This is a genomic window from Neisseria sp. P0007.S010 (genome assembly GCF_051962875.1).
GTDB classification, from domain to species: domain Bacteria; phylum Pseudomonadota; class Gammaproteobacteria; order Burkholderiales; family Neisseriaceae; genus Neisseria; species Neisseria subflava_A.
Genome location: NZ_JBQCUX010000005.1, coordinates 124056 through 148096, shown reverse-complemented (window position 1 = coordinate 148096; position 24041 = coordinate 124056). Strand labels below are relative to the sequence as shown.

General features: G+C 47.1%; 20 protein-coding genes. 7 read left to right on the top strand and 13 right to left on the bottom strand.

The window, feature by feature from the left end; translation table 11 throughout:
* Window positions 1–15: 15 nt before the first annotated feature.
* The gene (lipB, locus tag ACTHR7_RS05420; RefSeq protein WP_293205010.1) at window positions 16–618 is read right to left on the bottom strand and encodes a lipoyl(octanoyl) transferase LipB; all 603 of its coding nucleotides are present in this window, start codon (window positions 616–618) and stop codon (window positions 16–18) included.
* Window positions 618–893: an HP0495 family protein gene (locus ACTHR7_RS05415; RefSeq protein ID WP_003683543.1), complete on the bottom strand. Its 276-nt coding sequence runs from the start codon at window positions 891–893 to the stop codon at window positions 618–620. Before ACTHR7_RS05415 ends, lipB begins: the two co-directional genes overlap by 1 nt.
* A gap of 213 nt (window positions 894–1106) precedes the next feature.
* Between ACTHR7_RS05415 and lon the strand changes: the two genes are divergently transcribed.
* The 5 genes from lon (at window position 1107) to ACTHR7_RS05390 (ending at window position 6663) form a co-directional block, all read left to right on the top strand.
* The gene (gene lon / locus ACTHR7_RS05410; RefSeq protein WP_440370471.1) at window positions 1107–3566 is read left to right on the top strand and encodes an endopeptidase La; all 2460 of its coding nucleotides are present in this window, start codon (window positions 1107–1109) and stop codon (window positions 3564–3566) included.
* Between the two features lie 185 nt (window positions 3567–3751).
* Window positions 3752–4021, top strand: coding sequence for an HU family DNA-binding protein (locus tag ACTHR7_RS05405; RefSeq protein WP_003683413.1), 270 nt, complete (start codon window positions 3752–3754; stop codon window positions 4019–4021).
* Window positions 4022–4372: 351 nt separating this feature from the next.
* Complete coding sequence (locus ACTHR7_RS05400) at window positions 4373–4642, top strand: FeoA family protein (RefSeq protein WP_049349822.1); 270 nt, start codon at window positions 4373–4375, stop codon at window positions 4640–4642.
* Window positions 4643–4669: 27 nt separating this feature from the next.
* The gene (gene feoB / locus ACTHR7_RS05395) at window positions 4670–6538 is read left to right on the top strand and encodes a ferrous iron transporter B (protein WP_440370487.1); all 1869 of its coding nucleotides are present in this window, start codon (window positions 4670–4672) and stop codon (window positions 6536–6538) included.
* The gene (locus ACTHR7_RS05390) at window positions 6535–6663 is read left to right on the top strand and encodes a FeoB-associated Cys-rich membrane protein (RefSeq protein WP_003683546.1); all 129 of its coding nucleotides are present in this window, start codon (window positions 6535–6537) and stop codon (window positions 6661–6663) included. Before feoB ends, ACTHR7_RS05390 begins: the two co-directional genes overlap by 4 nt.
* A 111-nt stretch (window positions 6664–6774) precedes the next feature.
* Here the strand turns inward: ACTHR7_RS05390 and ACTHR7_RS05385 are convergent, their stop codons facing one another.
* The 8 genes from ACTHR7_RS05385 to yhbY all read right to left on the bottom strand — a co-directional run bounded on the left by ACTHR7_RS05385 (window position 6775) and on the right by yhbY (window position 18661).
* Window positions 6775–7386 carry a hypothetical protein gene (locus ACTHR7_RS05385; RefSeq protein WP_293205003.1) on the bottom strand — a complete coding sequence of 204 codons (612 nt, stop codon included), beginning with the start codon at window positions 7384–7386 and terminating at the stop codon, window positions 6775–6777.
* A gap of 255 nt (window positions 7387–7641) precedes the next feature.
* A complete protein-coding gene (gene mpl, locus ACTHR7_RS05380; protein ID WP_293205000.1) occupies window positions 7642–9018 on the bottom strand; it encodes a UDP-N-acetylmuramate:L-alanyl-gamma-D-glutamyl-meso-diaminopimelate ligase in 1377 nt (458 codons plus the stop codon).
* A 401-nt stretch (window positions 9019–9419) separates the two neighbouring features.
* A complete protein-coding gene (locus ACTHR7_RS05375; RefSeq protein WP_070647098.1) occupies window positions 9420–9758 on the bottom strand; it encodes a P-II family nitrogen regulator in 339 nt (112 codons plus the stop codon).
* A gap of 89 nt (window positions 9759–9847) precedes the next feature.
* The gene (gene lpdA / locus ACTHR7_RS05370; RefSeq protein ID WP_070647100.1) at window positions 9848–11632 is read right to left on the bottom strand and encodes a dihydrolipoyl dehydrogenase; all 1785 of its coding nucleotides are present in this window, start codon (window positions 11630–11632) and stop codon (window positions 9848–9850) included.
* A gap of 77 nt (window positions 11633–11709) precedes the next feature.
* The gene (gene aceF / locus ACTHR7_RS05365) at window positions 11710–13320 is read right to left on the bottom strand and encodes a dihydrolipoyllysine-residue acetyltransferase (protein ID WP_440370470.1); all 1611 of its coding nucleotides are present in this window, start codon (window positions 13318–13320) and stop codon (window positions 11710–11712) included.
* 144 nt (window positions 13321–13464) lie between these two features.
* Window positions 13465–16128: a pyruvate dehydrogenase (acetyl-transferring), homodimeric type gene (gene aceE / locus ACTHR7_RS05360; protein WP_293207927.1), complete on the bottom strand. Its 2664-nt coding sequence runs from the start codon at window positions 16126–16128 to the stop codon at window positions 13465–13467.
* Window positions 16129–16720: 592 nt separating this feature from the next.
* A complete protein-coding gene (locus ACTHR7_RS05355; protein WP_293207924.1) occupies window positions 16721–18148 on the bottom strand; it encodes a tetratricopeptide repeat protein in 1428 nt (475 codons plus the stop codon).
* A 225-nt stretch (window positions 18149–18373) separates the two neighbouring features.
* Window positions 18374–18661: a ribosome assembly RNA-binding protein YhbY gene (gene yhbY, locus ACTHR7_RS05350; RefSeq protein WP_070460735.1), complete on the bottom strand. Its 288-nt coding sequence runs from the start codon at window positions 18659–18661 to the stop codon at window positions 18374–18376.
* A 111-nt stretch (window positions 18662–18772) separates the two neighbouring features.
* Between yhbY and ACTHR7_RS05345 the strand changes: the two genes are divergently transcribed.
* Complete coding sequence (locus ACTHR7_RS05345) at window positions 18773–19393, top strand: RlmE family RNA methyltransferase (protein ID WP_070460733.1); 621 nt, start codon at window positions 18773–18775, stop codon at window positions 19391–19393.
* 70 nt (window positions 19394–19463) lie between these two features.
* The gene (gene ftsH, locus ACTHR7_RS05340) at window positions 19464–21425 is read left to right on the top strand and encodes an ATP-dependent zinc metalloprotease FtsH (RefSeq protein ID WP_293207921.1); all 1962 of its coding nucleotides are present in this window, start codon (window positions 19464–19466) and stop codon (window positions 21423–21425) included.
* A 284-nt stretch (window positions 21426–21709) separates the two neighbouring features.
* Here ftsH and tpx read toward each other — a convergent pair whose 3' ends face one another.
* The 3 genes from tpx to trpS all read right to left on the bottom strand — a co-directional run bounded on the left by tpx (window position 21710) and on the right by trpS (window position 23879).
* A complete protein-coding gene (gene tpx, locus ACTHR7_RS05335) occupies window positions 21710–22204 on the bottom strand; it encodes a thiol peroxidase (protein WP_293207918.1) in 495 nt (164 codons plus the stop codon).
* A 43-nt stretch (window positions 22205–22247) separates the two neighbouring features.
* Window positions 22248–22787 (bottom strand): hypothetical protein, encoded by a 540-nt coding sequence (locus tag ACTHR7_RS05330; RefSeq protein WP_107867394.1) that lies wholly within the window; start codon window positions 22785–22787, stop codon window positions 22248–22250.
* A gap of 81 nt (window positions 22788–22868) precedes the next feature.
* Window positions 22869–23879, bottom strand: a complete 1011-nt coding sequence (gene trpS, locus ACTHR7_RS05325; RefSeq protein WP_003746855.1) for a tryptophan--tRNA ligase — start codon at window positions 23877–23879, stop codon at window positions 22869–22871.
* Window positions 23880–24041 lie beyond the last annotated feature (162 nt).

The window sequence follows — 24041 nt, the reverse complement described above, 5'->3', positions numbered from 1 at the left end:
ATATTTCAGACGGCCTTATGCCAGCTCTTTTTGTAAATGCTTGGTCAGTTTGTCTGAAACCTCTGCCAAACTGGGTGCCGGAGAGACATAGTCGGCAATTTGGGTCATTTCCATACCTGCATAACCGCAGGGGTTGATGTGGGTAAACGGACTTAAATCCATATTCACGTTAAGCGCCAAGCCGTGGTAAACGGAACCGTCTTTGATACGCAGGCCCAGGGAAGCGATTTTACGCTCGCCGACATAAACGCCGGGACGTTTTGGATCGGCTGCTGCTTCGATGCCGTATTCTGCCAAGGTGGCGATGATGCTGTTTTCAAGTGTGGAAACGATATGGCGGACACTGGTTTTACGGCGTTTGAAATTGATCATCGTATAGACGACCAGTTGGCCGGGGCCGTGATAGGTAATTTGACCTCCTCTGTCAATTTGGACAACGGGAATATCGTCGCGAATGAGGAGGTGTTCGGGTTTTCCGGCCAAGCCTTGGGTAAATACGGGCGGATGTTCGACCACCCATAATTCGTCTTCGGTGTTTTCGTCACGCGAGGCATTAAATGCCTTCATGGCTTCGAAAGTCGGCAGGTAATCAACCAAGCCTTTGTGCACGATTTTCATTACAGCACCACTTTTACCAATTCGTGTGAAGTCAGGTCGCGGTAGATATTGTCGAGCTGCTCTTGGTTGTCGACATTTACTTTGACGGTTGCACCGGTATAGTTGCCTTTGCTGCTTGGGCGCGTAGTAATGTGGTGCGGCTCGGTATCGGGAGCGTGTTTGCGCACGGTTTCCAAGATGGCGGATTCGAATTCGGGATGAACTACGCCCATAACTTTTAAGGGGAAAGTGCAGGGGAATTCAATCAGTGATTTTTTTTCGGTTGAGTCTGTCATGGTTTACTACCTTGTTTGGTTAGCCAGGGCCGTCTGAAAAGTTTTCAGACGGCCCGAAATCCGATATATTTTATCGTAAACGTCCATATCGGGCTATTAAAAATGATGTTTTCGAAAATAGGTGCGGATAAGCTGTTTTCAAGTCTTGAAATGCAGCGCTTCAGCCCAATTTTGAGCTACATTCTGATTTAACAATGATTGAGATTTCTAACTATGCCGACAAAAGACAAATATTTCGAGGAATACAGTGCGCTGGCTACCTTGCCTTTACGCGATGTCGTGGTGTATCCGCATATGGTATTGCCGCTGTTCGTCGGTCGTCCTAAATCGATTGCGGCCCTTGAGGCGGCAATGGCTAATGATGATCCGGTTTTCCTGTTGGCCCAGCTTGACCCTAATACAGAAGACCCTAAAGCTGAAGATTTGCACCAGACCGGTACAGTCGCCCAAGTTTTGCAGGTTTTGAAGCTGCCTGACGGTACCGTTAAAGTATTGGTAGAAGGTATCCGTCGTGCGCGCGCGTTGACGGTTGATGAAACAGGTGGATTATTTTTGTCCCATGTTGAGGCGATTGATGAGAATAGCGACAAGGATAATCCTGAAATTGAGGCCTTGCGCCGGACTCTGCTGACTCAATTTGAGCAATATGCGAAATTGAACAAAAAAATCCCTGCCGAAGTTATCAGTACCATCAGTAGTATCGATGACAACAGCCGTCTTGCCGATACTATTGCCGCGCATTTGCAGCTGAAATTGGAGCAGCGTCAATATGTATTGGAGACTGCCGGCATTGTTGACCGTTTGGAATTTCTACTGGCGCAGTTGGAAGCCGAACTCGACATCATGCAGGTTGAGAAACGCATCCGTGGCCGCGTGAAACGTCAAATGGAGAAATCCCAACGCGAGTATTACTTGAATGAGCAAGTGAAAGCGATTCAGAAAGAGTTGGGCGAAGAAGACGAGCGCGACGAGCTGGATGCGCTGGAAAACAAAATCAAAGAAGCAGGCATGAGCAAAGAGGCTGAAGAAAAATGTCTGTCTGAATTGAAAAAACTGAAAATGATGCCGCCGATGTCTGCGGAATCTACCGTCGTGCGCAACTATATCGATACTTTGCTTGAGTTGCCGTGGAAGAAAAAATCCCGTGTCAGCAAAGATATTGCCAAAGCTGATTTAATTTTGAATGCCGACCACTATGGTTTGGAAAAAGTCAAAGAGCGCATTTTGGAATATTTGGCCGTTCAAAAACGTATGGACAAGCTCAAAGGCCCGATTTTGTGTCTGGTTGGTCCTCCGGGGGTGGGTAAAACTTCCTTGGGTGAATCGATTGCCAAAGCCACAGGCCGACAATATGTGCGTATGGCGTTGGGCGGCGTGCGTGATGAAAGTGAAATCCGAGGCCACCGCCGTACCTATATCGGCTCTATGCCGGGCAAAATCCTGCAAAACATGGCGAAAGCGGGTGTGAAAAATCCATTGTTCCTACTGGATGAAATCGACAAGATGGGCAGCGATTTCCGCGGTGATCCGGCCAGTGCATTGCTTGAGGTGCTTGATCCTGAGCAAAACAACAAGTTTGCCGACCACTATGCCGAAGTCGATTATGATTTGAGCGATGTGATGTTTATTGCCACTTCAAACAGCTTGAATATCCCGACTCCGCTGCTTGACCGTATGGAAATCATCCGTCTGTCCGGTTATACAGAAGACGAAAAAATCAATATCGCCATGCAATACCTTGTGCCGAAACAAATGAAGCGCAATGGTGTGAAAGAAGGCGAGTTGGTGGTTGATGAAAGTGCGGTGCGCGATATTATCCGTTACTACACCCGCGAGGCCGGTGTCCGCTCGTTGGATCGCGAAATTGCCAAAATCTGCCGCAAAGTAGTGATGCAGGTTACTTTGAATGAGGACAAGAAAAAAGCGTCCAAATCCAAAACAGTAAGCAAGGCCAAGCCTAAAGCGATTAAAGTTACTGAGAAAAATCTGCATGACTATCTGGGCGTGCGCCGTTTCGACTATGGTGTGGCCGAAAGCGAAAATCGCATCGGTCAGGTAACCGGTCTGGCTTGGACCGAAGTCGGTGGCGAGTTGTTGACCGTTGAGGCGGTTGCCTTGCCGGGCAAAGGTACGATTCAATGCACCGGCCAACTGGGCGATGTCATGAAAGAATCGGTATCGGCCGCATGGTCGGTTGTCCGTTCACGTGCTGAATCAGTGGGTCTGGCTCCTGATTTTTACGAGAAGAAAGACATTCACGTCCATGTACCTGAAGGTGCGACGCCGAAAGACGGTCCAAGCGCAGGTATCGCCATGACTTTGGCGATGGTTTCTGCCTTCACCAAAATTCCGGTGCGTGCGGACGTGGCGATGACCGGCGAAATCACTTTGCGTGGCGAAGTCTTGCCGATTGGTGGTTTGAAGGAAAAACTGCTGGCTGCTTTGCGTGGCGGTGTCAAGCATGTATTGATTCCAAAAGACAACGTCAAAGATTTGGAAGAAATCCCTGAAAATGTCAAAACCGGTCTGACCATTCATCCGGTCAAATGGATTGATGAAGTGTTGACTTTGGGCTTAGAAACTCAGCCTGAGCAATGGGTTGCTGAATTGGCGGTTGCCGAGACCCCGCAAACTTCTAAGACGAAGTCAAGAACAAAAGCAACCAAGCATTAAGTTGGCCGTCTGATGTTGCAAAAAATGTGGTTTTGCCCTGAATGCCACAAAAATAGGGCAATTCCACATCTTTTACTTGACATGATAATTTCAGAATTGCTATAAAGTGCGTATGTGCTTTAAAAGTGCTTAAGCCCCGAGTATTCGGGCATTTCATCATTTTTTACGATAGGAAGGGACTAATTGTGAACAAGTCTGAATTGATCGAAGCAATTGCTCAAGAAGCCGGCATTTCCAAATCTGCTGCGCAAAAAGCTTTGGATGCTACTACTAATGCCGTAACCAACGCGTTGAAAAACGGCGACACTGTTACTCTGGTCGGTTTCGGTACTTTCTACGTCGGCGAACGCGCCGAACGTCAAGGCCGCAACCCAAAAACTGGCGAGCCTTTGACTATTGCTGCTGCTAAAACTCCTAAATTCCGTGCCGGTAAAGCATTGAAAGACGCTCTGTAATTTAGAGTCTTTCCCTGAATGGGAATAAAAGACCGATTTGATTCGGTTTTTTATTTTGAAGGCCGTCTGAAACCTTTCAGACGGCCTTTAGTTTGTTGAGTGTATAAAAAGGCTGAAATCCTAATGATAAAAGGATTTCAGCTTGTTTTAGTTTATCTTGTTACATTTGATTTTTACATTAATAAGATTTATCATTAGCAAAGAAAATAACAATACTTAAAACAAACCGCACTTATTGAAAGAAGTAGCGAATAGCCACTCATAACCAACCTTTCAAATGTGCCACGCACTCGTCATACTTCTCACATTTTTTCAATAATCTACTTTTAAAACAAATGAAAAGAGAGGCTTATGTCTACCATTCCTTTATCAAGCCTTAAAAAAGGCGCAGTCGTACATATTGATTCCATTGCTCCCAACCCTGTTTTTGGTGATTTGGATACCTTGGTAACCCGTCGTCTTTCGGATTTGGGTTTTTCCAGCGGAATGCCGTTGCAAGTGATTGCAGTGGGTGGTTTTGGGAGAGGCCCGTTTGCGGTACGTTTGGGTAACCAATCTCAATTTTCCCTGCGTTTGGAAGAGGCCGGGAAGATTATGTGTCGTATCGTTGAGGCCGTTTAAGGCCGTCTGAAAGAATAAGGAAAAATGATGGAACTAAGCTATTTTGCCTTGATTGGCGCGCCAAACTGCGGCAAAACCGTTTTGTTCAACGGTTTGACCGGCTCACATGCCAAGGTTGCCAATTATCCGGGCGTAACTGTCGATAAGCGCGAGGGCGCCTTCCTCGACGACGAGGCCGTCCGCATTATCGACCTGCCGGGCACATACAGCCTACGCACGACCAGCCCCGACGAAGCGGTGGCGAAAGATGTAATGGTAGGCAAGATGGGCATTCCGCCCGATGCCATTATTGCCGTTGCCGACGCGACCAACCTGCGTATGACCCTGCGCATGATTTTGGAACTGAAAACGCTGGGACTGCCTATGGTGGTGTCGCTGAATTTGAGCGACGTGGCCCGCAAAAGGGGCTTGAATATCGACGCGGCCAAACTGAGCGAGTTGTTGGATGCACCTGTTTTGGAAACAGTTGCAGTGAGCGCGTCGGGCGTACAGGCTGTACGCGAAGCCGTGGCGAAGCTGCCGCGCAAACGCTCTTTCCCCGCAAACCCCGCCTCTGCCGAACGCACGCTCGATGCGCTGGATAGCGACAAACTTTATCAAGAAGTCGAATCGATTTTGGCACAAGTGGTACGCACCCAGATGACGCTGCCCGCATGGCACAAAAAACTCGACGACATCGTGCTGCACCCCGTCTGGGGCATGATTATGCTGCTGGTGATCCTGTTTATGGTGTTCCAAGCGGTTTACACTTGGGCGGCACCGATTATGGATGCCATTGAAGGCGGCTTTGCCGCGCTGGGCGAATGGATAGGCGCCAACATGGAGCCGGGCATCCTCAACGACTTGCTCGTCAACGGCGTCATTGCCGGTTTGGGCAGCGTGTTGGTGTTCCTGCCGCAGATTACGATTTTGTTTGCCTTTATCCTGCTATTGGAAGACTCAGGCTATCTGCCGCGTGCAGCCTTCCTGCTGGATAACATCATGGCAAAAAGCGGTTTGTCCGGCCGTTCGTTTATTCCCCTTTTGTCCAGCTTTGCCTGTGCCGTTCCTGCCGTGATGTCGGCGCGAACCATTAACGACCCGCGCGAACGCCTTGTTACCATCGCGGTTGCGCCGTTGCTGACTTGCTCCGCACGTTTGCCGGTGTATGCGCTGATTATCGCCGCCGTCATTCCTGACCGTACAGTGGGCGGTATTTTCAACCTGCAAGGCCTGACATTGTTTATTCTTTATATCGTAGGCATTCTGTCGGCCGCATTGGCAGCGTATATCATGAAACGCTTGGCGCGGATGAAAGGCAATGTGCAACAATTCCCACTTTTGATGGAATTGCCGACTTTCCGTACGCCTAACTTCAAACACATCATGACCAGCTTGTGGGATAGGGTAAAAGCCTTCCTGAAACGCGCGGGTACCATCATTTTTGCGTTGGCCGTGGTCTTGTGGGGCTTGGTAAGCTGGCCGCAACCGCCTGAAGGCGCAACCGGTGCCGCCATCGATTACAGCTTGGCAGGTACGCTTGGTCATGCTATTCAGCCGTTTTTTGCACCTTTGGGTTTTACTTGGGAAATGTGTATCGCCATGATTCCGGGTATTGCCGCGCGCGAAGTGGTCGTTGCCGCTTTGGGTACTGTTTACGCCGTCAGCGCATCGTCTGAAGATGCAGTACAAAACGCACTGATTCCTATCATACACAACAACTGGGGCCTGCCGACTGCCTTTGCCTTCTTGGCTTGGTATGTTTATGCGCCGATGTGTGCCGCGACTTTGGCCGTAATTAAACGCGAAACCAAATCCACGAAAAATATGCTTATGATTACAGGCTATTTGTTCCTGATGGCTTATTTTGCCGCATTCGTGGTTTATCAAATTTCTTCAAGGATCCTATCGTCATGACTCAATATATTATCGTCGGCTTGATTATGCTTGCCTGCGTATTCTTCCTCTTGCGAAAATTCGTATTCAAACCGAAAAAACGCGACTGCAGCAGCGGCTGCGGCAAATGCGGCGGTTGCGGTTAAATAAAGAGGGTTAGGTAAGTAAAAGGCCGTCTGGAACTGTTTCAGACGGCCTTTTTAATTTGGAACAGTAATGTACTTCAGATACTTATAAGATGTTTAGGAAATTATTATTTAATTTAGCCAATCTGGCTCATCTTCGATAATATTTAAATCTAAAATAGCAATACATAAAGACGTTTTAGGCTCTTTAAGTCCAAACGAATTCCATTCGTTACAAATAAGAATGTTGTATCCCAAATCTCTTGCAGCCAAAATCCAATACTCTATTAATTCTCTAGTTTTCCCCTGCAAAAAATTCCAAGAGTATTGGTTATTTGTACTCTGGAAAATTGAATGATGGTACTTAATCTGATCAGAAGATGGACTAACTAATTTAAAAGTTTTTCCTTCTTGCCAGAACTTTTTCCATTGAGACGAATCGGATATCAAGCCAAAATACTCATTAATCACAGGGTATTTTTCAATCACATGGTTCCTGAAGTTTTCATAAACATCATCAGAACAATCTCTTAAATCTAATATTTTTTTACATGCTTCTTTTTTATATTTAAAACCAGCTAAATATTTATTTTCACCTGCACCCTTAGCATATTCTTTGTCTGTTGTAAAAAATAAAGCGGAATGTGCTTTATATCCTTTGTTATGTGCTTGATGACCTACTTTCCATTTCTTAAATTTTAAGTTTGTTCCATGATACAAAATGTTTACACCAAATTTTTCCATATAAAAATCCTCCTATAATATTCATCATCTGTCATCTAAAGCCTTCAGGCTATTTTAACATTCAAGAGACCTTATTTTATTTCGATACTTTCAGTAAGCGTAGGGTAGATTATATCCAGTGAATCCTTCAAATTATCCAAAATATCAGAGATAACAATCAAATCTATTTTTCCTTAATCCACAACAAAAAGGCCGTCTGAAAACCAAATTCCGGTTTTCAGACGGCCTCAATCATTCAAAACTTTAAATAAACCCTTATTTCAACGCTTCCAGCAGCTTCCCGTGTATTCCGCCGAAACCGCCGTTGCTCATGACCAAAATATGGTCGCCTGCTTCGGCATTTTTCACGATTTCGGCAACAAAGGCATCGAAGTCTTTGCCAACGTGCAGCTTGCTGCCTAAAGGCGCGAGGGCTTCGGCGACGTCCCAGTCCACGCCGCCGGCGTAGCAGAACACTTGGTCTGCATCGTTTAAGCTTTCGGGCAGGGCGGCTTTCATGGTGCCGAGCTTCATGGTGTTGGAACGTGGCTCGAGGACGGCGAGGATGCGTGCGTTACCGACGCGTTGGCGCAGGCCTTCGATGGTGGTTTCGATGGCGGTCGGATGGTGGGCGAAGTCGTCGTAAACAGTGATGCCGTTTACCGTGCCTTTGATTTCCATACGGCGTTTGACGTTTTTAAATGCACTCAAGGCTTCGCAGGCCGTCTGAATATCGACTCCGGCATGGCGTGCAGCGGAGATAACGGCGAGGGCGTTCATACGGTTGTGTTCACCCATCAGTTCCCAAGCGACGTGTCCGACCGTTTCGCCGTGATGGCGTACGTCAAACGAGCCGTCGGCATGGACGGTACCAACCTGCCAGCCTTGTTCGGTACCGAATTTTTCTACGGGCGTCCAGCAGCCTTTGTCCAAAGTATCTTGCAGGCTTTGCTGCTGGCCGTTGCAGACGATGAGGCCTTCAGACGGCACGGTGCGTACCAAATGATGGAATTGGGTTTGAATGGCGCCCAAATCGGCAAAAATATCGGCGTGGTCGAATTCCAGATTGTTTAAAATGGCGGTACGCGGACGGTAGTGTACGAATTTGGAGCGTTTGTCAAAAAAGGCGGTATCGTATTCGTCGGCTTCGATAACGAAGAATGGGGATTTTGAATTAGGGTCTTGGCGCGGAGTTTGCGGCAGACGGGCGGAAACGCTGAAGTTTTCCGGTACGCCGCCAATCAGGAAGCCTGGTGCGAGTCCGGCATATTCTAAGACCCAGGCGAGCATGGAGGCGGTAGTCGTTTTGCCGTGTGTTCCGGCTACGCCGAGTACCCAGTGCTGGTGTAATACGTTTTCAGCAAGCCATTGCGGGCCTGAAATATAAGGCAGGCCTTTGTTCAAAATGGCTTCAATCACATCCATGCCGCGTTTGGCAACATTACCGATAACGTAAATATCGGCTTGAAATTCGTCCAACTGCGCGGCATCAAAACCTTCGTGTACGTCTATGCCCAAGGCTTCAAGCTGGGTACTCATCGGCGGATACATCTTTGCGTCGCAACCGCTGACTTTAAAACCTGCTTCTTTGGCAATAGCCGCTACGCCGCCCATAAATGTGCCGCCGATACCGATAATGTGGATGTGTTTCATGATAAGACCGTCTTGGGAATGAATTAATTTTAAAGCCGTCATTATAACGGAGTTTGGATAAAGGGGTCGTCTGAAAAGTAAAGCGGCAATAAGAATAGGGAAAAATATGGGGGATTTGATTTTAGAAGTAGGGCGTTGAGGTTTTTAAGAATGGGATTGGGTAATTTATTTTTTGGAAAGAGTTATTTGATACGGTAAAGTCGTTCATGAAGGCCAAGGGAAGCATTGCCTTGAATTCCTCCATACTTGATGGCGTGAGGTTTTCGGTAACCGGTTTACTTGGATAGACTTTAGAGAATGGGGGGGTATTCAATTAATGCCGTCTGAAAAATAAGTCCTGAACAAACCACGCTACGACTTATTTTCAGACGGCATTTGTATTCTGTGTTTTGCGATTTCTATTAAAGCGCTGCTTCCGAGCGTTCACCGGTACGGATACGGATAGCTTCTTCAACCGGATAAATAAAGATTTTACCGTCACCGATTTTGCCGGAATGCGCGGTTTCCAAGATGGCATCAACAGCTTGATCGACTTTATCGTCAGCCAATACCAATTCGATTTTTACTTTAGGCAGAAAATCGACTGCGTATTCCGCGCCACGATAAATTTCTGTGTGGCCTTTTTGGCGGCCGAAACCTTTGACTTCGCTGACAGTCATGCCGGTAATGCCGATTTCAGTCAGGGTTTCGCGTACATCGTCAAGTTTGAAAGGTTTGATAATAGCTTCGATTTTTTTCATATTGAGTCTCCTTATTTGCGAAAAGGCCGTCTGAAACATTCAGACGGCCTTTGTTCCATCAAGTTCGTTCAAATTTTATTTGAGTGAACTTATTTCTTTTTCTGAGCAGGCAGGTCGGTACATACGCCCAATGCCACTTCCGCAGCCATACCGATGGATTCGCCCAGGGTTGGGTGTGGGTGGATGGTTTTACCGATATCGGCTGCATCACAGCCCATTTCGATGGCCAAGCAGACTTCGCCGATCATATCGCCGCCGTTAGGGCCAACGATACCGCCACCGATGATGCGGCCGGTTTCAGCATCAAAAATCAGCTTAGTGAAACCATTGTCGCAACCGTTGGCAATCGCACGGCCGGAAGCAGCCCATGGGAAGTTGGCTTTGGTGATTTTGCGGCCGGAGGTTTTGGCAGACAACTCGGTTTCGCCAACCCATGCCACCTCAGGAGAAGTGTAGGCAACGCCCGGAATAACGCGTGCGTCGAAGTAGGCTTTGTGGCCGGCGCAGTTTTCAGCGGCAACGTGGCCTTCGTGAACGGCTTTGTGTGCCAACATCGGTTGACCGACGATATCGCCGATGGCGTAGATGTGCGGCACGTTTGTACGCATTTGTTTGTCAACTTCGATGAAGCCGCGGTCAGTCACAGCAACACCGGCTTTCTCAGCGCTGATCAGTTTGCCGTTAGGCGCACGACCGGCAGCTACGAGTACGGCATCGTAACGTTGTGGCTCTTTAGGCGCATTTGCACCTTCGAAGGTAACGTAAACGCCGTCTTCTTTAGGCTCGACAGCAACAGTTTTGGTGTTAATCATGATGTTGTCAAAACGGTATTCGTTTTGTTTTTGCCATACTTTAACCAAGTCGCGGTCTGCACCTTGCATCAGGCCGTCCATCATTTCAACAACATCCAGGCGAGAACCCAGAGTGCTGTAAACCGTACCCATTTCGAGACCGATGATGCCACCGCCGATAATCAGTAGTTTGCCCGGCACTTCTTTCAGAGCCAAAGCACCGCTGGAGTCGATGATGCGCGGATCTTCAGGGATGAAAGGCAGTTTGGTTACGCGGCTGCCTGCTGCGATGATACAGTTTTTGAAGGCAACGATTTTTTTCTCACCGGTAGGCGTAGCTTGTTCGTACACTTCGCTGGTCGTCAGAGAAACTTCCAAGTGGTGTGGGTCCAAGAATTGGCCATCACCTTGGATAATGTCTACTTTACGGCCTTTAGCCATGCCTGCCAAACCGGTAGTCAGGCGGGAAACAACGCCGTCTTTGTAGCCGCGCAGCATGTCGATATCGAGTTCAGGCTCAGGGTATTTGATACCGTTGGCAGCCAAGTGACGTACTTCATCGATAACGGCAGCGTTGTGCAACAGGGCTTTGGAAGGGATACAGCCGACGTTCAAGCAAACGCCGCCCAAAGTTTTGTAACGTTCAACGATGGCAACTTTCAAGCCTTCGTCAGCAGCAGCAAATGCAGCAGAATAACCGCCAGGGCCGCCACCCAATACGACTACGTCGTATTCGGCATCGGCAGAACCGCCGAATTGAGCAGCTTGAGGAGCAGGAGCGGCTGCTTTAGGGGCTTCTTGTGCAGGAGCAGCTGGTGCTTCGGCTTTAGGAGCAGCAGCTGCACCTTCGGCCTCAACGACAACAATCAAGCCGCCTTCGGAGATTTTGTCGCCTACTTTAACTTTAACTTCTTTGACTACGCCTGCAACTTCGGCAGGTACGTCCATAGTCGCTTTATCGGTTTCCAAAGTAATCAGGGTATCGTCCACAGCAATGGTATCGCCCACATTTACTTCAACCGCAATAATATCTACATTTTCGTGACCGCCAATGTCGGGCACTTTTAATTCAACTAAGCTCATGTCTAATCTTTCTGAATGATGTTCGGACTTCTTTTTTCAGACGGCCTGAGTAAAAAGGCCGTCTGAAAATGCTCGGATTACAGAGTAATGCGGCGGAAGTCTTTCAACAGGTTCGCCAAGAATACGGTGAAGCGCATGCCGGCAGCACCGTCGATGACACGGTGGTCAAAGGACAGGCTCAACGGGCACATCAGGCGAGGAGCAAATTCTTTGCCGTTCCAAACCGGTTTGATTTGGGATTTGCATACGCCCAAGATAGCAACTTCAGGAGCATTCACGATTGGTGTGAAACCTGTACCGCCGATACCGCCCAAGCTGGAAATAGTAAAGCATGCGCCTTGCATTTCTTGTGGTTTGAGCTTGCCTTCGCGGGCTTTTTTAGACAATTCGGTCAGCTCTTGGCTGATTTGTTTCAAGCCTTTTTGATCTACGTCTTTGATTACTGGAACAACCAAGCCGTTTGGCGTGTCTGCTGCGAAACCGATGTTGAAGTAGTTTTTCAGCACCAAGTTGTCGCCATCCAAAGAGGCATTGAATTCAGGGAAGGCTTTCAGCGCAGCAACAGAGGCTTTAATGATGAACGCCAATGGGGACAATTTCACGCCTTCACGTTCCCATTCTTTGTTCAGTTGTTTGCGGAATTCTTCCAATTCGGTCATGTCCGCTTCTTCGTGTACGGTAACGTGAGGAATCACAACCCAGTTGCGAGACAGGTTTTGACCGGAGATTTTCTTAATGCGAGACAGTTCTTTAACTTCGACGCTGCCGAATTTAGAGAAGTCAACTTTAGGCCATGGCAACAAGTCCAGACCACCGCCCAAAGAGGCAGCGGCAGGTTTGCCTGCACCGCTTTGCATAACGGATTTAACGAAGGCTTTAACGTCTTCGCCCATGATACGGCCTTTCAGACCGGTACCTTTGACTTGACCCAGATCTACGCCCAATTCGCGTGCCAGTTTGCGTGCGGAAGGACCGGCATGAGCTTTGGCAAATGCAGCTTCGTCGATTTTGGCAGCTGCAGGTGCAGAAGGTGCAGGCGCAGCGGCTGGTGCGAGAGCGGCAGCAGGAGCTGGAGCAGCGGCTGGTGCAGATGCGGCAGCTTGAGCGACAGGAGCAGCTGCGGCGGAACCGGCGGTTTCTACTTCGATAATGGCAGAACCTTCAGATACTTTGTCGCCAACTTTTACAAATACGGCTTTAACCACACCGGCTTCTGTGCATGGTACGTCCATAGTGGCTTTGTCGGTTTCCAAAGTAATCAGGGTGTCGTCAACGGCAACAGTGTCGCCAACTTTAATTTCAACGGCAATAATGTCTACATCTGTATGACCGCCAATATCCGGTACAACAACTTTTACAGTTGCCCCGCCTGCAGGGGCTGCGGCAGGAGCGGCAGCGGGAGCTGCAGGAGCTTCAGCTGCAGGAGCCGGGGCTGCATCGGCAGCGGCGGCACCGGTTTCAACGGTCAGAATAACGCCGCCTTCAGAGATTTTATCGCCAACTTTAACTTTAACTTCTTTAACGACGCCGGCTGCATCAGCAGGTACGTCCATAGTGGCTTTGTCGGTTTCTAATGTAATCAGGGTGTCGTCAACGGCAATAGTGTCGCCTACTTTGACTTCTACGGCGATGATGTCGACGTTTTCATGACCGCCGATATCAGGGACTTTGATTTCTACGATACTCATTTGAGTTCCTTTAATATTTTCAGTTTGATGCCGTCTGAAAACTGTTTCACACGGCATCGGTACAGTTTGTTCAAACCATTCAAGCATTTGGTTTTCAGACGGCCTGATGTATGAATGAAGCAAACAGGCCGTCTGAAACATCAATTAGCGTTTCCAGCTAGGGGCTGAATCGACCTTGATGCCATATTTTTCAATAGCTTGTTGAACGGTTTCTTTGCTGACTTTGCCTTGCTCAGCCAATGCGCTCAATGCAGCAACGGCAACGTTGTAGCGGTCAACTTCGAAGAAGCTGCGCAGGTTGGCACGGCTGTCGGAGCGACCGAAGCCGTCAGTACCCAAGACGTGGTAGTCGTTAGGGATGTAGGCACGGATGCGGTCAGCATAGCTGCGGATGTAGTCGGTAGCGGCAATCACTGGGCCGTCATGACCTTGCAGTTGAGAAGTAACAAACGGTACTTTTGCAGTTTCCAATGGGTTCAGACGATTGAAGCGTTCCACTTCGATGGCATCGCGGTGCAGCTGGTTGAATGATGGGCAAGACCAGATGTCTGCTTCTACGCCGAAGTCGGCTTTCAACAATTCGGCACCGGCAATTACTTCTTGCAGGATGGTACCGGAACCCATCAATTGAACTTTCTTGTCGCCTTTGCCGCTGGCTTTCAGCAGATACATACCTTTCAGGATGTTTTCTTCTGCGCCTTCAGGCATATCCGGGTGAGCGTAGTTCTCGTTCATTAGGGTGATGTAGTAGAACACGTCTTCGTTATTGGCATACATACGGCGCAGACCGTCTTGAACGATAACGGCTACTTCGTATTGGAATGTTGGATCGTAAGAAACGCAGTTTGGAATCAAATCTGCTTGAATATGGCTGTGGCCGTCTTCGTGTTGCAGACCTTCACCATTCAGCGTTGTACGGCCGGCAGTACCACCCAACAGGAAGCCGCGTGCGTGCATATCGCCGGCAGCCCATGCCAAGTCGCCGATACGTTGGAAACCGAACATAGAGTAGTAGATGTAGAAAGGAATCATCGCAAAGTTGCTGTTGGCGTAGCTGGTTGCAGCCGCGATCCAGTCAGCCATTGCGCCTGGCTCGTTAATACCTTCTTGCAAGATTTGACCGTCAACAGACTCTTTATAGAACATCAGTTGGTCTTTATCTTGAGGAGTGTATTGTTGGCCTTTAGGGTTCCAAATACCGTATTGACGGAACATGCCTTCCATACCGAACGTACGGCTTTCATCTGGAACGATAGGCACCACGCGTTTGCCAATTTTTTTGTCTTTCAGCAAAGTAGACAGGATGCGGACGAAAGCCATGGTGGTTGAGAATTCACGGTCACCGCTGGATTTCAGTTGAGCATCAAATGCAGACAGTTCAGGCACTTCCAGAACTTCTTGGGTAGGTTTGCGTTGAGGCAGGTAGCCACCCAAAGATTCGCGACGTGCGTGCAGGTATTTGTATTCTTCGCTGTCAGGAGCAAAAGTCAGGTAAGGCAGGTCGCCACTGTCGATTTGCTCGTCAGTTACAGGAATGTCAAAGCGGTCACGGAATTGTTTCAGAGACGCTTTGTCCATTTTTTTGGCTTGGTGGGCAACGTTTTGACCTTCGCCGGATGCACCCATACCGTAACCTTTAATGGTTTTTGCCAAGATTACAGTAGGTTTGCCGTTAGCGTGGTTCGCAGCGCGGTCGTAAGCGTTGTAGACTTTTTGAGGGTCATGACCACCGCGGTTCAATGCCCAAATTTCGTCATCAGTCATATCGGCGACCAATGCTTTCAGTTCAGGTGTATTGAAGAAGTGTTCGCGAACGTATGCACCGTCTTTGGATTTGTAAGTTTGGTAGTCACCGTCCAAGCACTCTTCCATACGTTTGCGCAGGATGCCATCTTTGTCTTTTGCCAAGAGGCGGTCCCAACGACGACCCCAGACGACTTTCACAACATTCCAGCCGGCGCCGGCAAAGTTGCCTTCCAGCTCTTGAATGATTTTGCCGTTACCGCGTACTGGGCCGTCCAAACGTTGCAGGTTACAGTTGATGACGAATACCAAGTTGTCCAAGCCTTCGCGTGAAGCCAGAGCAATAGCACCTTGGCTTTCAGGTTCATCCATTTCGCCGTCGCCGCAGAATACCCATACTTTACGGCCTTTGGTTTTAGCCAGGCCGCGAGATTCCAAGTATTTCAGGAAGCGTGCTTGGTAAATCGCCATCAATGGGCCAAGACCCATAGATACGGTTGGGAATTGCCAGAAGTCAGGCAACAGGTGAGGGTGAGGGTAAGAAGGCAGACCTTTACCGTCAACTTCTTGACGGAAGTTGTTCAATTGGTCTTCGGTCAGACGGCCTTCAACGAAAGCGCGTGCGTAGATGCCAGGGGCAACGTGGCCTTGGAAGAATACCAAATCGCCTTCTTCGCCTTCGCCTTTAGCTTTCCAGAAGTGGTTGAAGCCGACTTCGTACATAGTGGCGGCTGATTGGAAAGATGCAATGTGTCCACCCAATTCCAAATCTTTTTTACCTGCGCGCAAAACGATAGCGGCAGCGTTCCAACGAACGAATGCACGGATGCGGTGTTCGATGTTTTGGTCGCCAGGGATGCCTTTTTCGTCTTCAACGGAAACAGTGTTCAAGTATGGAGTAGTGGTGCCGTGAGGCATACGGATGCCTTTGTCACGGCTGTATTTGACCAAACTTTCCAGCAGATACTGGGCGCGCTCGCTGCCTTCATATTCTAAAACAGAGCTTAACGCGTCTAACCATTCTTTGGTTTCAATTGGGTCAACATCGTGTAATTGGGTGGACATAATATCTATCCTTGTGTTGAGTGTTTTTCAATGACGGAGTATTACTCCGATATTTTCGTTTGCGAACAGATGTGAGTTTAAAACGAAAATTCCTAGAGTCAAATTCGAAAAAAGTTTTAATTACTGAAATATTATCAATACGTTATAACCGTTGATAAAAAATCAGAAAGAATTGAACTTTTTACAAACCAGCTAACCTGCAAATGCTATCAGTAATTGGGCAAACTGGCAAATTGTGCTGTAGATATTGATAGGATTTAGAAGTTGAAATTAAAATTTTTTAAAAGAGTTATGGAGCTTGTTTTTAAATCGGGATATTGAGTGGATACAGTAAAAAAGTATCAGATATTTGAGTAAATGGATTCGTATACGAAAAATATTTTTTAAATTTTGTTGTAAATAGAAAATTAAATTTAGATTATCTGGTTTTTCACAAAGAGAATAGGCCGTCTTAAGACTCTAAAGAGATTAAGGAGAAATGGGATTTGAAGATGGCGATCGTTGAGGAAGGGTAAATGAAAAAAATGACATGTACAGGCTACTTTAGCGCTGACATGTCATTTATGTAGGAAGTTAGAATTTCAGATGGCCTTTAATCGGTAGAGCCTTTTTGAGCGAATTGCTTCCATTGAGTCAAAAGCTCTTTGAGAACGTCTTGCTGTTCATGTCCATGTTGGATGGCTTCTTGCAGCCAGAAGCAAGCATTGTTGATGTCTTTTTTTACACCCATGCCGTGATAATACAGACAGGCAAGATTATATTGAGCCATCGTGTCTCTTTGTTTGGCCGCTGCTTCAAACCATTTTGCAGCTTGGGCGTAGTCGACAGGTACGCCTTGTCCGCAGTAATACATCATACCTAGATTGGTTTGGGATTTACTGTGTCCACGTTCTGCGGACTGATGGTATAACTCCAGTGCTTCAGCGTAATTCTGTTTGCGTTTTAAGCCATAGTGCGATGCAAATGCCAGCTTGTACAGACGCTCGGCTTCTTGACGTTGGAGAGCGATTTCTTTGGTTAGCTGATAGTTTTTCTGGTTATTCAACGCACTGTCAGACAGAAGTTTTTGGTAAGCGGCAAGATTACCTAAATCAGCCGAGCGTTGATAATATTGACGTGCGGTGTCTGCATCAACTGCTTGTCCCAATCCGTAGCGATGGATATCACCTAAAAGGCGCAAGCCTTCCGGATCATTTTGATCAGCAGCAAATTTAGCGTGCTGATAGGCCTTCTGAGGGTCTCGTTCGGTGTTTTTGCCTAGCAGATAGATTTCGGCAAGTGCTACATTCGCATTGCTGTCACCTTGTGCGGCAGCTTTTTCAAACCATTCCAATGCTTCAGCAGGATTTGATGCGGCTAAGAGTTCCGCAAGAGAAGTTTGCGCTGGAACAATGTCGTAATCGGCGGCAATACGTAAATGTTCGATTGCTTTTTCAGGATTTTGTGCGACACCTTGCCCCAATTTGTATTGGAGACCGAGTTGCCAGTGTGCTGCAATAAATCCCTGCGCAGCGGATTGTTGATAAAGTTTATGAGAATATTCCAAATCAGAAGAGCTGGAATATTGGTAATGTTGGGCTAAGAAGTATTGTGCCTGAGGATTTTGCTGTTCGGCAGCTTTCAATGCCCATTTGACTGCTTCTTGGTCATTGCCATTATCTGCATATAAACGCATGAGGTGTAGTTGTGCTGGGGCTAATCCTTCTTCAGCAAGCTCTTGATAGGCTGCAATGAGCTTTTCTATTTCTATTCCATTATTTTCTTGTAACTGGAGAAGATTATAGCGGGCGTATGGATGACCAGCTCTTGCAGCTTGCTTTAAATATTCAACTGCAATTGCTAAATCTTGCGCATTTTCGTGGTGTTCGATCAGGCATCCTGCCAGTTGAAATGCAGCCTCAATATGCCCGGCTTCTGCTGCCTCGCAGAGCAATGGGATGGCTCGTGCAAAGTCAGGAGGGTCTTGAGTGATTAATTTTTCTGCTAGAAGAAAAGATTCTTCATATTGTTGAGCATTCATCGGTTTGCTTTTATATTTTGCGAAGGATTAAGAATAAAATAATCGGCCGACAGAGTGCGGCCGTTATGATTTTGTAATTTTGAGGTTATTTACAAAAACAGACAACCGTATTTGTATTTTGATGCTTAGAATAATGGAATAAATCATTCCGTACTGCATAAATACAACAGAAGGATATGATTAAAGTGGGTCAAGAAAATACTTCTGCTGTTTATTCATTTTAAATTATTCGTCGTCCGGTTTCTTACGCCACAAAACAAGTAATTTGCCAATATGTTGTACCAGTTGAGCACCCAGTGTTTCACACAGGGCATTGCAAATTTCAATACGTTCAGCACGATCATCGCCAAAAACACGGACTTTAATCAATTCGTGTGCTGTCAATGCGGCATCGGTTTCTTTGATGACCGAGTCGGTCAAGCCTTGTTGGCCAACCATTACGACAGGGTGGAGGTGGTGTGCTTGGGCTTTCAAGGCTAAAATTTCTTTGGTGCTTAATTTGTTGTCGTTCATATTAATAAGTATCCAATTCAAAAGAATAATGGCTATATTGTACGCGATTTAGAACATTTACGGGGGAAATAACGTACAATGCTGATTTTAACTTAAGCATTTCAAATCAAGATGGCTGTACGCTCAAAATCTTCAAAAGCATGGCTGCATGAGCACGTCAACGATCATTATGTCCATATGGCACAAAAGGACGGATATCGTGCCAGAGCGGCTTATAAATTATTGGAAATAAATCAAAAAGACAAATTAATCAAGCCAGGTACGGTTTTGGCGGATTTGGGCAGCGCGCCGGGAAGTTGGTCACAGGTTGCGGCCAAGCTGGTCGGTAAAACAGGAGCAGTGTTTGCTTTGGATATTTTGCCGATGGAAGCTATTGAAGGTGTGTCGTTTATTCAGGGTGACTTTAGGGAAGATGCTGTTTTGGAGCAGTTTGAAGCCTTATTGGATAATCGTCCGTTAGACCTTGTAATCTGTGATATGGCACCCAATATGTCAGGCAATGCCGTAACCGACCAGGCACGCAGTTTTTATTTGTGTGAACTGGCCTTGGATTTTGCCTCCCAACATTTGAAAACCGGCGGCAGTTTTTTAGTGAAGGTGTTTCAAGGCGCGGGTTATCAAGAGTATACGGCGGCTATGCGTGAAATTTTTGCCAGTGTACAAACTCGAAAGCCGGATGCTTCCCGCAATCGTTCCAGTGAGATTTACCTATTAGGTAAAAATAAACGCTGACAATGTAGGGTGGGTGCTTTAAAATTCTTTCCCTTGATTTTATTTATTTTGTAACCATGGAGCCTGTTCAGTGGGGAATACCATTAAAAACATATTAGTCTGGGTAGTGGGTGGTGCTATGCTTTTAGCAGCATTCAATGCGCTCAGCGATAAGCAGGAAGATAAACAGCAAATCGAATATTCTCAATTTATTCAGCAAGTTAATAGTGGCGAAGTATCCAATGTCAATATTGAAGGATCTGTTGTCAGCGGCTATCTGATTAAAGGTGAGCGCACCGATAAAACTGCCTTCTATACCAATGCGCCTTTAGATGACAACTTGGTTAAAACACTGTTGGACAACAAAGTACGCGTCAAAGTGACTCCGGAAGAAAAACCAAGCATGCTGGCCAGTCTGTTTTACAGCCTGCTGCCTGTTTTATTGTTGATCGGTGCATGGTTCTACTTCATGCGCATGCAAAGCGGCGGTGGCGGTAAAGGCGGCGCATTCTCTTTTGGTAAGAGCCGTGCACGTTTACTGGACAAAGATTCCAATAAAGTTACTTTTGCCGATGTTGCCGGTTGTGATGAGGCAAAAGAAGAAGTACAAGAAATCGTGGATTACCTGAAATCGCCTAACCGCTATCAAAGCCTGGGTGGTCGTGTACCTCGCGGTATTTTGTTAGCCGGTAGCCCTGGTACGGGTAAAACATTGCTGGCTAAAGCGATTGCCGGTGAGGCCGGTGTGCCATTCTTCAGTATTTCAGGTTCTGACTTCGTAGAAATGTTTGTCGGTGTCGGTGCGAGCCGTGTCCGCGATATGTTCGAGCAGGCCAAGAAAAACGCGCCATGTATCATCTTTATCGATGAAATTGATGCGGTTGGCCGTCAGCGTGGTGCTGGTTTGGGTGGTGGTAATGATGAGCGTGAGCAAACATTAAACCAATTGTTGGTTGAAATGGATGGTTTTGAAAGCAACCAAACCGTTATTGTGATCGCAGCAACCAACCGTCCTGATGTACTTGACCCAGCGTTGCAGCGTCCGGGCCGTTTTGACCGTCAAGTCGTTGTTCCATTGCCTGATATCCGTGGCCGTGAGCAAATCTTGAAAGTACACGCTAAAAAAGTACCTTTGGATGCATCCGTAGATTTGACCTCTTTAGCACGCGGTACCCCTGGTTTTTCAGGTGCGGATTTGGCAAATTTGGTCAATGAAGCAGCTTTGTTTGCCGGTCGTCGTAATAAAGTTAAAGTCGATCAAAGCGACTTTGAAGATGCTAAAGACAAAATCTACATGGGTCCGGAACGTCGCAGCATGGTGATGCACGAAGATGAAAAACGTGCGACAGCCTATCATGAGGCCGGTCATGCAATCGTAGCGGAAAGCCTGCCGTTTACCGATCCGGTTCACAAAGTAACAATTATGCCTCGTGGCCGTGCATTGGGTTTGACTTGGCAGCTGCCTGAGCGTGACCGCATCAGTATGTACAAAGACCAAATGCTGAGCCAGCTCTCAATCTTGTTTGGTGGCCGTATTGCTGAAGATATTTTTGTCGGCCGTATTTCTACCGGTGCATCTAACGACTTCGAACGTGCAACTCAAATGGCACGCGAGATGGTAACGCGTTATGGTATGAGCGACAAAATGGGTGTGATGGTTTATGCTGAGAACGAAGGTGAAGTATTCTTGGGTCGCAGCGTAACCCGTTCTCAAAATATTTCCGAGAAAACTCAACAAGATATCGATGCGGAAATCCGCCGTATTTTGGATGAGCAATACCAAGTGGCTTACAAAATCTTGGATGAAAATCGCGATAAGATGGAAACCATGTGCAAAGCACTGATGGATTGGGAAACCATCGATCGAGATCAAGTTTTGGAAATTATGGCCGGTAAACAGCCTAGTCCGCCTAAAGATTACAGCCACAATGTCCGTGATGACAAAGTAGAAGAGCCTAAAGCGCCTATTGCTGAAGCTGCTGAACCTGTTGAGCAAAATGAGGTTCAGAATACTGAGTCAGTGGAAGCAGACAAAACAGATAAATCTGTATAAGGTTTGAAACAGAAAACGGTAGCTTTTAAGCTACCGTTTTTATTTTGAGGATAATCTAAAGGTCTCAGGCTAAGTGCGCCTGTTGCTGCCTAAAAGGCGGTTGGATGCCTGATTAAGCAGGTATCCAAGAGGGATTAAGGGGGTATTTGGGTAGAATCAGTGGATATTTGAAACAAAAACAGCCGAAAATCTTTGTTTAGGTTTCGGCTGTCGGGGGAAAAGGAATTTTGCAAAGGTCTCAGGCCGTCTGAAAAGCTTCAGACGGCCTGATTTTATTTGGTTAATTACAAAACAGCCAAAGCAGCTTCGTAGTCAGGCTCGTTCGCAATTTCAGAAACTAACTCAGCGTGGAGAACGTGGTTTTGCTCGTCCAAAACCACCACTGCACGGGCAGTCAGGCCGCGTAATGGGCTTTCTGTCAGTGTAACACCGTAATCGTTAGAAAAGCTGCTGCGGAATGTAGAAAGTGTCACTACATTTTCCAAACCTTCTGCGCCGCAGAAACGGGCTTGTGCAAACGGTAAATCGGCAGAAATGCACAAAACAACGGTATTATCCAAAGAAGAGGCACGTTTGTTGAAAGTGCGGACGGACTGGGCGCATACGCCGGTGTCAATGCTGGGGAAAATATTCAGCACTTTGCGTTTGCCTGCAAAGTCAGCCAATGATTTCTCAGATAGGTCTGCCGCTACCAATGTGAAATCAGGTGCAACTTGGCCGATAGCGGGCAAATTGCCGTTTGTAGAAATAGGTGAGCCTTGGAAAGTAACTTGGGCCATGATTCAGTCCTTGTGTCAGGGGGAAAATAGGATGGTCAGGAGTTTAGTAATGACGGCGACGGAAATAGAACATGCCTTCGCTGTCAATTTCTAAAATATAGCGGCCGTTTTGTATGGCGGCATAGCCGCTTTTACCTTCGGTATAAGGTTGCAAAGCAGCGTGTGAAATCAGATAGTCAGTCAGTTTGCCGCCGTCTTGGGCAATATTGTCCACCATTTTTGCAAAGGCAGTGTGGCAGACGCCGTTGGTTGACCAGCCGGCTGAAACGCCTTTTTCATTTTTTTCCATGCATTGACCGCTGATGACTTCTAAGTCGGTAGGGTGCTTACCAATCAGATTGATAACACCGCCCTCTATGCCGTTAATCGGATAGGTGCGTTGTTTCTTACCTTCTTTCGTTTCGCCGTCTTGAGCTGTACCTAAATCCAAACCGGCTATGGCTTGTTCATCGATATATTTAACTTTGAAGGTAGGTTTGGGCGCTTTGCCTGAAGCAGCATCATTGGCGGCAGTATCTTCAGATTTACCGCTGCAGGCAGCCAATGAAAGGCTGAACAAGATAAGGGGAAAGATTTTTTTCATATGAGAAACCCTAGAAAAACGGTTATATTTCAAATAATAAACGATATTATGGCCGTCTGAAATTTTCAGACGGCCTTGCTATTATTTCAACGGACGAATACCTACTGCATCGCGTACTTTATCCAACAATTCGCGTGCTTCTTTACGCGCTTTTTGTGCGCCGGCCTGCAAAATATCTTCAATTTGAGAGGGTTTTGCTGTCAATTCATTATAACGCTCGCGCGGTTCTGCAAGTTCGGCATTGATTTTTGCGCCCAAGAGTTTCTTGGCTTCGCCCCAAGCAAGGCCTTCGGCCAGCATTTGTGTGAATTCGGCAGTTTCAGACGGCGTGGAGAAGGCTTTGTAGATTTCAAACAGAGGACTTTCATCAGGCTGTTTTGGTTCACCGGGCTCTTTCATGTTGGTGATGATTTTGTTAACTGATTTTTGGGTTTTCTTGTCGTTTTCCCAAAGCGGAATGGTATTGCCGTAGGATTTGGACATTTTACGTCCGTCCAAGCCGACCAAGAGTTCGACGTTTTCGTCGATTTTTACTTCAGGCAGGGTGAAGAGTTCTTGGAAGCGGTGGTTAAAGCGGCCGGCAATATCGCGCGCCATTTCGACGTGTTGGATTTGGTCGCGACCGACAGGTACTTCATGGGCATTGAACATAAGAATGTCGGCAGTCATGAGGATAGGGTAGCTGTATAGGCCCATTTCCACGCCATGATCCGGATCTTCCTGACCGTTTTCGGTGTTTGCCTGTACTGCGGCTTTGTAAGCGTGTGCGCGGTTCATCAGACCCTTTGCAGTAATACAGGTCAGAATCCAGTTCAATTCCATGACTTCGGGAATATCGCTTTGACGGTAGAAAGTGGTCTGTTCCGGATTGAGTCCGCAGGCGAGCCATGTGGCAGCAACAGCTTGAGTAGATTGATGAATCATTTCCGGCTCATGACATTTGATGATGCCGTGATAGTCGGCCAAAAAGAGGAATGATTCGGTATTGGCATCCTGCGCCGCACGGATAGCCGGGCGGATGGCGCCGACGTAGTTGCCCAAGTGCGGAATACCTGTTGTGGTAACGCCTGTTAAAACTCGTTTTTTGCTCATGAAAGTATCCTTCGGCGCAAAGGCCGTCTGAAAATTAATATGTTGCCGATTATACCTGATTCTTCTTGATTTTTCAGACGGCCTTTTACGTATGGGGCAAATGAAAAAGAAAAGTTATACACATAAAATCATAAAAATTAATCATTGTAAAACAATAAGATA

Excerpts from the sequence above, each read along its gene's own strand:
- lipB (WP_293205010.1), bottom strand. The coding sequence starts at position 618 with ATGAAAATCGTGCACAAAGGCTTGGTTGATTACCTGCCGACTTTCGAA.
- ACTHR7_RS05415 (WP_003683543.1), bottom strand. The coding sequence starts at position 893 with ATGACAGACTCAACCGAAAAAAAATCACTGATTGAATTCCCCTGCACT.
- lon (WP_440370471.1), top strand. The coding sequence starts at position 1,107 with ATGCCGACAAAAGACAAATATTTCGAGGAATACAGTGCGCTGGCTACC.
- ACTHR7_RS05400 (WP_049349822.1), top strand. The coding sequence starts at position 4,373 with ATGTCTACCATTCCTTTATCAAGCCTTAAAAAAGGCGCAGTCGTACAT.
- feoB (WP_440370487.1), top strand. The coding sequence starts at position 4,670 with ATGGAACTAAGCTATTTTGCCTTGATTGGCGCGCCAAACTGCGGCAAA.
- ACTHR7_RS05390 (WP_003683546.1), top strand. The coding sequence starts at position 6,535 with ATGACTCAATATATTATCGTCGGCTTGATTATGCTTGCCTGCGTATTC.
- ACTHR7_RS05385 (WP_293205003.1), bottom strand. The coding sequence starts at position 7,386 with ATGGAAAAATTTGGTGTAAACATTTTGTATCATGGAACAAACTTAAAA.
- mpl (WP_293205000.1), bottom strand. The coding sequence starts at position 9,018 with ATGAAACACATCCACATTATCGGTATCGGCGGCACATTTATGGGCGGC.
- ACTHR7_RS05375 (WP_070647098.1), bottom strand. The coding sequence starts at position 9,758 with ATGAAAAAAATCGAAGCTATTATCAAACCTTTCAAACTTGACGATGTA.
- lpdA (WP_070647100.1), bottom strand. The coding sequence starts at position 11,632 with ATGAGCTTAGTTGAATTAAAAGTGCCCGACATTGGCGGTCACGAAAAT.
- aceF (WP_440370470.1), bottom strand. The coding sequence starts at position 13,320 with ATGAGTATCGTAGAAATCAAAGTCCCTGATATCGGCGGTCATGAAAAC.
- aceE (WP_293207927.1), bottom strand. The coding sequence starts at position 16,128 with ATGTCCACCCAATTACACGATGTTGACCCAATTGAAACCAAAGAATGG.
- ACTHR7_RS05355 (WP_293207924.1), bottom strand. The coding sequence starts at position 18,148 with ATGAATGCTCAACAATATGAAGAATCTTTTCTTCTAGCAGAAAAATTA.
- yhbY (WP_070460735.1), bottom strand. The coding sequence starts at position 18,661 with ATGAACGACAACAAATTAAGCACCAAAGAAATTTTAGCCTTGAAAGCC.
- ACTHR7_RS05345 (WP_070460733.1), top strand. The coding sequence starts at position 18,773 with ATGGCTGTACGCTCAAAATCTTCAAAAGCATGGCTGCATGAGCACGTC.
- tpx (WP_293207918.1), bottom strand. The coding sequence starts at position 22,204 with ATGGCCCAAGTTACTTTCCAAGGCTCACCTATTTCTACAAACGGCAAT.
- ACTHR7_RS05330 (WP_107867394.1), bottom strand. The coding sequence starts at position 22,787 with ATGAAAAAAATCTTTCCCCTTATCTTGTTCAGCCTTTCATTGGCTGCC.
- trpS (WP_003746855.1), bottom strand. The coding sequence starts at position 23,879 with ATGAGCAAAAAACGAGTTTTAACAGGCGTTACCACAACAGGTATTCCG.